Raw genomic sequence first — 12,532 nt, forward strand, 5'->3', positions numbered from 1 at the left:
ATGCGTTTGTTACTTGTTGAAGATGATATAAACCTACAGCAAAATTTAAAAATCACGCTAGAAAAATACGGTTATTCAGTGGATGTTGCTGATAATGGTGAAGATGGCTTGTTTCAGGCAACTGAATATGAATATGATGCAGCCATTATTGATGTAGGGTTACCAAAAATTGATGGCATTAGCCTGATAAAGTCAGTTCGCGAGCAAGATATTGGCTATCCGGTATTAATTTTAACAGCAAGAAATAATTGGCAAGATAAAGTGTCAGGTTTAGATTCAGGTGCCGATGATTATTTAACTAAACCTTTTCATAATGAAGAATTATTAGCACGTCTGAATGCATTAATTCGAAGAGCTGCTGGTAAAGCAAGCCCCATAATGACTAATGGTGCACTTTCAATTAACACCTCCAGCTTTGAAGTAAGCGTAAATGGTGAAGACATTTCTTTAAGTAGTTCGGAATATCGTCTACTTGAATACTTAATGCTCAACCAAAACCAAGTAAAATCAAAATCGGCGTTAACTGAACATATATATGATCAAGACTTTGACCTAGATTCAAATGTAATTGAAGTCTTTATAAGAAGGCTTCGTAAGAAGCTTGATCCCCAAGGGGATTATAATTTCATTGAAACACATCGAGGCGCTGGCTATCGTTTAAGGTCACTTGATTAATGAAGTTATTATGTAGCTATTTCAATTTAAACTGTCCTTTGGCTAGATAGTTATTATTGTGCTTAATATCCCTATACATTCATTAAAACTTCGTATGCTCGCTAGTGCGAGTATTATCGTACTTGTATTGCTACCAGCAATAGGCATAGTGCTTACTAAATCTTTTGAAAATAGATTAGTCAATGCGCTAGAGAAAGAATTAAGTGCCTATAGTTATTCTATTTTAGCGGTAACTGAAGTTGAGAATAATGCTGTATACATGCCTGAACAATTAACGGAAAACTTGTTTAATGTAAGTGGTTCAGGCCTATATAGTGTGATTACTGCCGCTAAAAATAATGTATTTCACAACAAAAATTATGTTTTGTGGCAATCAAATTCATTACTTACTGTAGAGCTGCCCATTATAGAAAGCAGCCCCAAAGTGGGAGAGAGTAAGTTCTCTACGTTAATGATCAACGAACAAGCTCATTTTATTTATAGTTTTTCCGTGAGTTTTACAAGCAACGGAGATGATTCTGAGCTGGTTGATTTTCCCGTTACGCTACATTTGATTAAAGATAAAAATGAGTTTAACGATGCAATCGATCAATTTACTCAATCGTTATGGTTATGGCTTTTTTTGTTAATGTCATTTATTGCATTTATGCAATGGTTTTGGTTACGCTGGATGTTCAAACCATTACAGCAACTTAAAGAAGAAGTACATGAAATCGAACAAGGAAACATTTCATCATTAGAAAAAGAATATCCTACAGAGTTGCACCCGTTAACAAAGCAAGTAAACCTTTTGTTAAAAACAGAACAAAATCAACGCACCCGGTATAGAAATGCCTTATCAGATCTAGCTCATAGTTTAAAAACCCCATTGGCAGTTATTCAGAGCCATGACGACATAACTCACAGCACTAAAGAGCAACTAGATATTATAAATAATATGATCGAGCATCAATTAAAACGTGCTCAAAGTGCAGGTGAAGTATCTTGGCATAAAGCCATAACGATCAATGCTGTATTACAAAAATTAATATCGACATTAAGTAAAATTTACGCAGACAAAAATATTACTTTTAAGCTCGATTGCCAATCGAGTGCCTCTTTTAGAGGTGATGAATCAGACTTGTTAGAAATGCTAGGTAATCTTCTTGATAATGCTTGTAAAGCCTGTAATAGCAGTGTTGCGGTGTCAGTAAAGCGTGATACCCTAAAATTAAGTATTAACATTGAAGATGATGGTAAAGGCATTGATACCGAATTACGTGAGCAAATATTTAAGCGTGGTGTTCGTATTGATAGTTATCAGCAGGGACATGGTATTGGTCTTGCCATTGTTAGAGATTTAGTGAGTAGTTATCAAGGTCAATTACTGATATCTACCTCAGAAAAACTATCAGGTGCAAAATTTATACTTCAGTTTGACAGTCAAAAAGCATAGCAGCCCCTAATAATACTTGTTCAGGCTTTGTTCAGTTACCTTAATGTATTCTTGCTGTAAATAGCAGGAGGTAGCTTATGAACAACTATAAATTAATGATTACAAGTGTCTTATTTTTATTACAACCATTTGCTTATGCAACTGGGGTAACATCTGAGAACCTTCAATATGAGTCATCAAAATATTACGAACCAGATAACAGTGATAATATTCAATTAGAACAGGGCGAACTTGCACAATTATTAGCGCCAATTGCTCTCTACCCAGACACTTTACTCACACATATTCTTATTGCGACAACTTATCCTTTAGAAGTAGTTCATGCAAAACGCTGGCTAACTAAACACCAAAATTATACAGATCAGAAAATAGCGAAAAAGCTTAAAAAGAAAGAATGGGATGAAAGTGTTAAAGTGCTCATTAGCTTTCCTTCTGTGTTAAAACGACTAAATGATGATTTAGCGTGGACTCAAAAAGTTGGAGATGCTTTTTTACTCAATGAAAGTCAAGTCTTAGAAAGTATTCAACAACTTAGAAGAAAGGCTCAAGCGTCAGGTAGCTTAGATAATATGTCGAATATGACGATTAGCTATGAACAAAGTCATATTGTGATTGAGCCTATTGAACAAAAAGTCATCTATGTGCCTTATTATGATACTCGTGTTGTTTATGGACATTGGGGATGGTCGCATTACCCACCAATATTTTGGCATGTACCAAGAAATATATATGCAAGGCATTATAGTTATGGACGCTATAATCCATTTTATTGGCATAATGCGGTTCATATCTCAGCACATTTTTACTTTGGTACGTTTCATTGGCATAGAAAGCATGTTGTTGTAACACCTTACCCGAAAAGAATTCATTACCCACACCATAGTAGAAGAAAGGTAGTAAGAAGTTCAGGTTCAAAACGCTGGTTTCATAAGCCAACACATAGAAGAGGTGTAAAGTATAGTCACGCTAAATTGAATCATAGATACCAACCTAAAAGTCGTATAACAAAAATTAAACCACATTATATTCAAGTTAAAAATAAGCTAGCAAAGCCACATAAAAATGTAATAACTCATAAAAAGGCTGGTCGAACTGTAAAGCACGTTAACAAAGTAAAAATAGCTAATGATCATAGTGTTATAAAGAGCAATAAACATGTGAAATATGCCAACAAAGTCAGGCACAGCAATATGTATACTAAGGACACCATTGCTCGACATAATGTTAGAGAACCTAAACAGTCAAAACATTTTAATCAAACAAAAGTAAGCAAGCATAAATATTCTTTACATACTGGATCAAAAGTAAAACATAAGACCAAACAGCAAACAAAGACAAGATATAACAAGACTAATAAACATTCAAAACCAAGAGAGCGGTAAACATCTAGGACGATATGTAATTAAAGTAGGGGTGATAATTTTGATTAATGTGTTCTTTGGGGGAGGGGGTGTGTATTAGAAGACAGTAGTAAAGAGTGATGTTGGTTATGCCTAAGTCATACCAACATCACGAAGTCAATTAAGCGCGAGCTTCTTTAGCTTCTAGAGTACAAGACTTTTCTTCTTCGATTAAACCAGCTTCAACAGCGTCAATTGCGCGTTGGTCGTGCTTGTTTGGTGGACAACCACAGGTGTGCTCGCTTACATTGTGTAAACGTGCTTGTTCTAAATGCCATTGTGCTACTTTAATATGTTGATCAACATTCATTTTACTTCTCCAGGTCAATAAATTTTCAAGGTTTGGCCATGAATCCGAGGTTCTTTAGCCATCCAAGCGTCTTTGCTAAGATGTTGGTATTCTAATTAATATTTAATTTATGTCTAGGAAAAAGCACTTAAAATAGAATAAAAATAAGGTTAACTATGAGTGTAAACGAGAAAATATTGTTGAAATCTTTTAATCATTCCTGACAGACCCAAATTAATCAGTAAACTAATTAACAGTTTCAAGCAAGAGTAGCCTGACCTAATGCAGATCATGCAATTGCTGTTGTTTTATAATTTACACATTACTTTAACAATGGCAATACAATCTTTATGGTGACACCCTTTGGTTTGTCATGATTTTGAGCACTAATACTGCCGTGATGAAAGTGACATATCAATCGAGCGATATATAAACCTAAGCCTAAATGCGGTTGGCTATGCTTACTTTTAGTTCGAATTGATATCATTGAATCAAATAATCCATTTACCATGGCTTCTGGTAAATGGATGCCGTTATTAGTAATTTTAATTTCTACAACCTCCTTATCACCTTTTACATCAATGGTAATAATATTATCTTCACTAAAATCAACAGCATTATTAATTACCTTATCAAGTAATTGAACGATATGTTCAGGAGAACCGTTTATATATAGTGGTGTAGTACTATCTAAATCATGATAATTAAGGTTGAAGCTCACTCCTTTGTACACCTCTTGATAACCTAAAATACAACCTGAGATAATTTGTTTAATATTGAAAGCTGTTTTTTCAGTATTATTCAACATTTGCTCTAATCTTGTGGCCTCACTCATGTTAGTTAAAATTTGATTTAAGGTGTTAATACCTGCTTGGGCTCTTTCAATATATAAATGACTTGAACTACTGTTGCTATTACCTTGTTGGAGGTTAAGGTTTTCAAGCGACGTTTTTACTACTGCAATGGGAGTTCTTAGTTCATGAGATAACCTAGAAGACATATGCTCTAAATAATGGTTATACTGTTTTAAGCGGTCTATTGCACGAGAAAAACTTCGAGAAAGATCGCCTATTTCGTCATTAGTAACAGAGGTCTCTATATCACCTGTAATTCGACCATGTTCGTCAATCGCCAATTCAGCTTGATTACTCAATGTTCTTATTCTTGAGGTAATTCGCGTGGCAAATAAAATAAAGGTTAATGCACCTAAAATCATAATGGCAAGTATGACACTAAATAGTTTTTCTAATGCTTGGTTTCTAAGCGTTCTAATACCATTAGTTGTTTCCTCAACAATAACAGCTCCTTTTACATTACCTTCAATAAAAATAGGGTATGCTGCTGAAAGCACTAATGCTTGCTGATCGGTAGTTAAACGCCACTGTGAGGTCGCTTTACCTGAAAGCGCTTTAATTATGTGTTTGCCTGTTAAATGTTGAGCATCATAAAGTTTATCAATAAAGTTTGTTGGCGGTTTCGTTAGTATCTTGTAGTACAAGGGCAAAAGTAACTTTTCTTTAAAGTTTCCCCATAAGCTATTATTGTCGGCATCTTGAGGCAATGTATTATTTTGCCAAAATCCTCCCGCTGTTTTTAATGAACCGGTACTTGCTAATACTCTATGGTGATGATCAATCACCCAAATACTCGAGTTTGTGTGGCTCATACCATTTACTATTCTTTCTATTTCTGGTGAAGGTACTAATATAGTGCCTAAACTGTGTTCATTATTTGGATCTGCAGAGCCTATAATACTTTGTACTTTGCCATCATCGACATCAACGTCAGCAATGGCAAAAGCAATTTTATCGCCTATATCGGATAGAGGGATCCTTAACTCAATGTTATAACCTTGAGTTGTGGTTAACCAGTGACCTTGAATTTTTGGTGCAGGGATAAGTGGAGGAGATGGAGTTCGCGGAGCGATTTTATTATCAACTAATTCAAATGCTGAAAGCCATCCCGCAACTTTATTACTGACGACAAAACGTTTGAATTGTTCATTTTCATCGATGAAAGATAAGAGCAAGTGATCATTGTTAACGACACTACGATTATTTTTTCCACGTAATACTACTTTGTTATCTATAACACTAAAAAATATATAAAGGTATTTGTCATATTTACCTACACTTACACTAAAACTATTGGTCGATTCATTTATTGGTTGTTTATGATTAGAAGCATTGACATTTTCAGTCGCAATAAGATGCTTATCTGTATAGTAGAATGTACCTTGCTCGAATTTAGGCCAATCGTGTTTTAGGCCGTCTAGTCGAATAGGTTCATTCAATTGGTAACCATATAAGTCTTTACCTTTTTCAACACTAGGTAAAAAGCTAGCTTGGTTTTCAAATAGATTAGGACGTTCGTGAAGAGCGGTAGCAAGAGCTCGGGCAGTACCAACAATGGTTTGTTCTTGGCCATATCTTAAATATTTTTCCATCTCCCAAACGTATTGATATCCAAACCAAGGAATGACGAATAAAAAACTCGATAAAAGTAATAATTTGCCACGTAAACCAAAACGGATATCACGTAAAGACATATTAACTAGCTACCCAGCGATAGCCCATGCCATAAACCGTTTCTATGCAATCAAATTGATTATCAATTAAGGCAAACTTTTTTCTAATTCGTTTAATATGTGAGGTAATGGTACTGTCATCAACGTAAATATTAGAATCTGTCATTAATTGGTTTCTATTTTTTACATGGCCAGGGTGTTTTGCTAAAGCATGTACAAGCCAAAATTCAGTAATTGTTAAATCTATACTTTGTTTCAACCAGCTAATAGACATTCGTTGACTATCAATTGATAAGTCACCACAAGTTAAAATATGATCATTATTTACAGGCTTTTTTAGCGCATCTTCACGTCTAAATAACGCGGATATACGAGCTGTTAAATGCGGCAAACTAATATCTTTAGTTAGATAATCATCAGCACCTATTCTTAAACCCGACACAGTATCAAAATCATTATCGCGGGCTGTTAGGAATATAATAGGTAAGGTTGCTGATAGACTTCTTAAATGCTGACAAAGTATAAAGCCACCATCGTAATCATCATTAAGTCCAATATCTAAAATAACTAGATGAGGTAGACGCAAATTAAAGGCTAGTGTGGCGTCTTCACGATTTGCGTAGGTTTGCACTTGATATCCTTGATTGCGTAATACATCAGCATAATTTTCTCTAATAGCACACTCATCCTCAACAATAGCAATTCTTTTTGACATAACTCTTAAAAACCTTCTTACTTTTTATGAAAGGACTATAACGAATATTTTTATAATGTGCGCCACATTTTTGATATTGCCATATTGTTGCCACATTTGTTCCTTATATCGCCATTTTTACAACATTTGAGGAACTGATTATTCCTGTTTAATTAAGGCTGTTAAAACAATACAACGTAATGAAAACGAAACAGAGGAAATAATGATGAAAAATATTATAACTAAACACAATGTAGTTATTGGTGTATTAATGGCTAGTTTAATTAATTTACCTGCACAGGCAAGCGCAACGGCACCCAAAGATCACGCCTTATCCAGTGAAGAATTGCATCAAGAGAAGGTAGATAATGAGAACATTGGCTTTGGCACGGGTGCTGTTATTGGTGCTGTCGTTGCAGGCCCTATTGGCGCTTTTGTCGCTGGAATAACAGGGACATTAATCGCAAAACATATAAATGTTTCCAATGAGGCTGAAAGTTTAGCTATTAGCTTACTTAAAGCAAAAGAAAAAAATGATATCCAATTATCTGAACATAAAAGGGAGATGAGAGAAATAGAACGAGAATTTCAAAACCAATTAGCCTCGGTATCAATGTCTGAACAGGAGCGGAATTTTGAAAGCATTAATAGTATTTTAATGAGTTTACAGTTTACGACAGGTTCTAGTGATATAGCACCTCACTATCAAGAGCAAATTGCTGGTGTAGCAGAGCTTTTAAATAATGAGCCAGAGATGAAAATTGACCTTTCAGGCTACACCGACATGTTTGGTGAAGAGAGCATAAATCTAAATTTATCGAAAGAAAGAGTAACCAGTGTTAAAAAGTTGTTAATGGCTCAGGGTGTTAATGAAAGTCAAATTGCTACATTCGCATTTGGAGAGAAATCACCGATAGCAGCGAATAAAAAACAAGAAAGAAATTTTTATGATCGTCGTGTTGTACTTAAAATTCACCATGATCATGTCCAAACTGCAAAAAGATGAATCGTTTGATAATTAAACAATTGTACTAATACTGAAATGGAGGTAAAATAAACGCCTATAAAATATAAGAAAAAAAGTACATAGGATCAGTAGTGATCCTATGTACTTTTTGTTACAATTTGAGTATACATTATACAATTATAAGTTGTTGATAAGTATTTTTATTATGAATGGTAAAACGGCATTTAATAATTAGTTTTAATAAACTACGAAAAATACGGTACTAACATAATGAATACATTAATTTTTATTAACATGAAATTAACCCTTGTATAATTTGTACACGAATGGTATTAATGGACAAAATAAATATAAGGAGCGGTTATGCCACAAGCAGCAATTCGCCAATATGAAGAAGAAGAAGTATTGCCAGAAAGTCAAACTTCTTCTAAAGCGCCCGAAAATATGCAAGAAGAAGCACGTGCAGAGCAAAAGCCTGTGAAACTTTCTCGTAAAGAAAAAAGAGAAAGAAAGAAGAATAAAAACCAAAAAGAGGGTGAATTTTATCGATATACCATTGATAAATCAGATCCTGATCCTTGGTTAGTAAAACATCGCTTTAAACTGATTGCTTTTGTTATTTTATTAGTAGGTGCCATTGCGGGTAATTACTTCTATGAAAAACATGTTCTTGATACACAAACAAGAGCTTATATTGCTGATCCTGTTATTGGTGATTTATATTATCTTGATTTTCGCTTAATTCAAGATAACTTAAGACCTTCTGAAAAATATAGAATGGCTAAAGTAACTGATTTAACAGGTGATGTTGTTACAATTAAGTACAGTAGCTATTTTTATCTACAAGAACACGAATTAGGTGAAGCAATTCGTTATGGTCAATTACGTTTTGGTCGTTTCTTCCAAGAAAGAAGACATGATTTCAAAATAGCTGAACTTGAAGCCATGATTGACAGTGGCGCAATTACACTTGCACGCAGACCAGATGGAAACATGTTAGATGGTAATGTTGTAATACCAGACAAACAGTTTGAAAGTAAGAATAAATTATTCATTCCGGGCAAAAAAGAAAATGCTGCTGGTGAAGAGTTATTAAAACTTGACGGTGTGATGAATGATGAACAAGCTTATAAGCAATTTTCAAATTCTGCCGCAAAGAGTTATGCACCAGGGCAGGTTAATCTCGCTCAGCTTTACTTAACAGGTAAAGGTGTTTCTAAAGATGAAATTGAAGCGTTAGCGATATTAAAACAAGCAGCATTACAAGCATATGAGCCTGCAGTTTTAAAATACACAATTGTCTGTAAACAAGTGGAAAGCTGTACTATAGATGACTTTTATCAAGACCTTGTTAATTCAGGAGTTAATATAAAATTCTCTAAAACGGCAACTGCTACAAAATAATATTCTAGTTTATTTTGTTAAAAAAGTACTTAAAGTAATTTAAGTACTTTTTTTTTGTCTGTTCTTTATTAAACCTTCAGACACTTTAAAATAGTCTACAAATCTACAAAGTCCAATAACGAAGACATAAAGCCGAACAACAATTATGCAAGTGATAATTGTTATCATTTGTAGTTGCATTTGTGTTTGATAATCATTATCATTTGTTGAAATTAACAAATGTAACAACACATGAAATTCAATAAAATAACTTATTCAATAATTATAATTGGTCTGTTTTCTACTAGCACATATGCATCAAAAGAAGATAACTTACAAAAACAATTTGATCTTCAGAAAGAGCAGTTAAAAGCAATAGAAAAGAGAACTGGCTATGTCGATACAGGAGCAGATGAAAATGGCGATCCTGAAGCAAGCCAACAATTTTCTGATAATGTTGTTTTCTATGCTGAAACCTTAGCTGTTCCTCAACGAAGAAATATTGACAATGAATCTGTAATAAAAGGAGCTCAGTTATTTACACAAGTTAATTGTACCGGATGTCATAACCCGAGCTTTGTTACATCAAGTGAACAAACTATTGGTGGTGTTATTGCTCCAGAAGGTTTAAAAAATCAAACAATATATCCATTTACCGATATGCTTCTTCATGATTTAGGTGATGGTTTAGCAGACAATAGAAGAGATTTTATGGCTTCAGGACTTGAGTGGAAAACAAGACCACTTTGGGGAATAGGCTTAACTAAAACGGTTAACCCTGCAGCTGGTTTTTTACATGATGGCAGAGCATCTACCATCGAAGAAGCTATTTTATGGCATGGTGGTGAAGCCAATAAAAGTAAACAAGATTTTATGGCGTTAACCAGCGATAACAGAAAAGCATTAATCGCTTTTGTCATCTCTTTATAAATGGCAAATTAACGCTTGAGCAAATGCAAATAAGCTTAAATCATTTTAAAGTGTGGTTTAAGCTTGATTTACTAAGTAGAAATGTTACTCAATAATACGCTTAAAAGGAGGCAATGAATCTAAAAGTTGTTTGCCATAACGTTTAGTAACTGCTCGTTTATCTAACAAAAATATCTGTCCAGTATCTTTTTCATTTCTAAGTAAACGACCACATGCTTGAACCAGTTTTTTTGATGTGTCAGGCACTGATAATGTCATAAACGGGTTACCGCCTTTTGCCGTTACATGCTCGGCTTGTGCTTGTTCAACAGGTGACGTTGGCACCGAGAAGGGGAGTTTAGTGATAATTAAGTTTGTTAAATAGTTACCAGGTAAATCAAGTCCCTCAGAAAAACTCTGTGTACCAAAGATTATACTGCTTTTATTGTTATCACAATTCTCTTTATGCTTATCAATTATGTATTGCCTTGAGTCTTCACCCTGAACCAAAATTTTTAATTGATGATCATCTCGTAAACTTTTTGCGACTTTCTCCATCTGCCAATAAGAAGAGAACAATACTAAGCTTGCACATTGCTCTTTAGATTGGGCCAGTAATGAAGGGATCTTTTCAATCAGTTCGTCAGTGAACTCAGGTGAACTAGGCTCATTATTCATTTTTGCAACCACTAATTCGGCATTTTTTTGATAATCAAAAGGAGAATTAACATGTTGATATTGACTACCATCATCTTTTCTTAAGCCTGCTTGGTAACGAAAATGATCAAAAGAATTTAATGCCATAAGCGTTGCTGAACATAAAACTGCTCCTGCACATTGGCTCCAAAGCATATCTTCAAGCGCGAAACCGACATCAATAGGGGAAGCACAAAGCATATAATCTTGTCGTTTTCTTTTATCATTTGCGGTGAGGTTTTCTAACCACCTTGCCGTTGGTGCACCGTGTTCTCTATCTGTTTTAGCATACATAGTCCATAACGCTTCTAAGTTTTCTAAACGCTGTATTAAAAAGCCAGCTTCACCCAACAGAGGTTCAGCTAGATACATTTGAGTATCACCTTCTTTTACTGCTTCAATTAAAATATTGTAGAGCTTGTTTAAACTGCTAAGCGTTTTTTTACTCAATTCTTTTATATCGTGAGACCAGTTTTTCAGTGTTTTTGGTATGATTCCATTTTCAAAACGATAGACTTGCTCATCATTCTTCTTAAAATTTGATTGTTCATCTTCATGGCTAGCAGGAAAGTACACAGCACTATTATTTTCGATGAAAGTAAGTACTTTTTGTATTTCTATCAGTAAGTCTTGGCAGTCGTCTGCTAATTTTAATGCTGGTGAAATTGCTTTTTGTGATTTGATAAGCTTTGCCATTTTGTCGCCAGTTTCACTTATTTTTTTAAGCCAATCTATCGCACCTTTTAAGGTCATATTAGCACTTGAGTGGTCACGCGTTACCTTGGGTAGGTGGTGAGCTTCATCTATTACATAGTAGGTATCTTCTGGCGTAGAAAGGATTCTACCACCACCTAGCTCTAAATCAGCAAGCAATAAACTGTGATTTACTACTAATACATTTGCTTGCTCCATTGTTTCTCTTGCTTTGTGAAATGGGCAATGACTATGTTCGGATAAATGCTTTAAACAGCTGTGTTTATCACATTGTACCTGATGCCAAATATGCTGAGGTAAGGTTGATTGCCATGAATCAATATCGCCTTGCCAACTGCCATCTAAAAGTGCTTTATGCATAGCATTTAACGTTCGTATATCATTTGCTTTTGGCTTTTCAGCAAAAGTAAAACCTACTTGTGGGGAGTCTGTTGATACAGCCTGAGTTAATTTTTGACGACATACATACCTTTGCCTGCCTTTAGCAAGGACAAACTCAAAGTTTAGGCCAGCATACTTTTTTAAAAAGGGTAAATCTTTATTAACCAACTGCTCTTGTAATGCTACGGTCGCTGTAGAAATACACACTTTTTTACTTTTTGCTAAGGCGAGTGGAATTGTGCTTAAACAATAAGCTAACGACTTACCTGTTCCTGTTCCAGCTTCTATGGTGATTATTCTTCTGTCTTTTGAATATTCACCCGCTAATGTTTTTGCAATTTCTGCAACTAATAAATTCTGTTGTTTACGTGGCATATAGTTTGGCAAATTCTCGCCAATAGCTTTGTGCGCATTACGAATTGTTTCTTTTAACTTATCAGTTAGCATTAGTTGGCTATTTCC

9 protein-coding genes and 1 pseudogene are annotated in these 12,532 nt (G+C 34.6%); 6 read left to right on the plus strand and 4 right to left on the minus strand.

Translation table 11 applies throughout. The features are described 5' to 3' along the window. From D1094_RS03795 to D1094_RS03805, 3 genes are all read left to right on the plus strand, one after another. Positions 1-675, plus strand: a complete 675-nt coding sequence (locus D1094_RS03795) for a response regulator transcription factor (RefSeq protein WP_118958775.1) — start codon at positions 1-3, stop codon at positions 673-675. A 58-nt stretch (positions 676-733) separates the two neighbouring features. Beyond that, positions 734-2,110, plus strand: a complete 1,377-nt coding sequence (locus D1094_RS03800; RefSeq protein ID WP_310648345.1) for an ATP-binding protein — start codon at positions 734-736, stop codon at positions 2,108-2,110. 77 nt (positions 2,111-2,187) lie between these two features. Beyond that, positions 2,188-3,492 (plus strand): DUF3300 domain-containing protein, encoded by a 1,305-nt coding sequence (locus tag D1094_RS03805; RefSeq protein ID WP_118958776.1) that lies wholly within the window; start codon positions 2,188-2,190, stop codon positions 3,490-3,492. Between the two features lie 139 nt (positions 3,493-3,631). Here D1094_RS03805 and D1094_RS03810 read toward each other — a convergent pair whose 3' ends face one another. The 3 genes from D1094_RS03810 to pdsR form a co-directional block, all read right to left on the minus strand. Then, complete coding sequence (locus tag D1094_RS03810; RefSeq protein ID WP_118958777.1) at positions 3,632-3,820, minus strand: hypothetical protein; 189 nt, start codon at positions 3,818-3,820, stop codon at positions 3,632-3,634. Between the two features lie 301 nt (positions 3,821-4,121). Then, positions 4,122-6,347 (minus strand): proteobacterial dedicated sortase system histidine kinase, encoded by a 2,226-nt coding sequence (pdsS, locus tag D1094_RS03815; RefSeq protein WP_118958778.1) that lies wholly within the window; start codon positions 6,345-6,347, stop codon positions 4,122-4,124. A gap of 1 nt (position 6,348) precedes the next feature. Continuing rightward, the gene (gene pdsR / locus D1094_RS03820; protein ID WP_118958779.1) at positions 6,349-7,041 is read right to left on the minus strand and encodes a proteobacterial dedicated sortase system response regulator; all 693 of its coding nucleotides are present in this window, start codon (positions 7,039-7,041) and stop codon (positions 6,349-6,351) included. Positions 7,042-7,246: 205 nt separating this feature from the next. Here pdsR and pdsO point away from each other — a divergent pair, with 205 nt between their 5' ends. The 3 genes and pseudogenes from pdsO to D1094_RS03835 all read left to right on the plus strand — a co-directional run. Next, positions 7,247-8,026, plus strand: coding sequence for a sortase-associated OmpA-like protein PdsO (pdsO, locus tag D1094_RS03825; protein WP_182440093.1), 780 nt, complete (start codon positions 7,247-7,249; stop codon positions 8,024-8,026). A 324-nt stretch (positions 8,027-8,350) separates the two neighbouring features. Continuing rightward, the gene (locus D1094_RS03830) at positions 8,351-9,391 is read left to right on the plus strand and encodes a sel1 repeat family protein (protein ID WP_118958781.1); all 1,041 of its coding nucleotides are present in this window, start codon (positions 8,351-8,353) and stop codon (positions 9,389-9,391) included. Positions 9,392-9,754: 363 nt separating this feature from the next. Further along, positions 9,755-10,300 (plus strand): annotated as a pseudogene (locus tag D1094_RS03835) (di-heme oxidoredictase family protein); the annotation flags it as partial. A gap of 84 nt (positions 10,301-10,384) precedes the next feature. On the opposite strand, the gene dinG reads toward D1094_RS03835, so the two are convergent. Continuing rightward, positions 10,385-12,517 carry an ATP-dependent DNA helicase DinG gene (gene dinG, locus D1094_RS03840; RefSeq protein ID WP_118958783.1) on the minus strand — a complete coding sequence of 711 codons (2,133 nt, stop codon included), beginning with the start codon at positions 12,515-12,517 and terminating at the stop codon, positions 10,385-10,387. Positions 12,518-12,532: the final 15 nt, after the last annotated feature.

It is taken from the genome of Colwellia sp. RSH04 (assembly GCF_003545765.1).
Lineage (GTDB): Bacteria > Pseudomonadota > Gammaproteobacteria > Enterobacterales > Alteromonadaceae > Colwellia.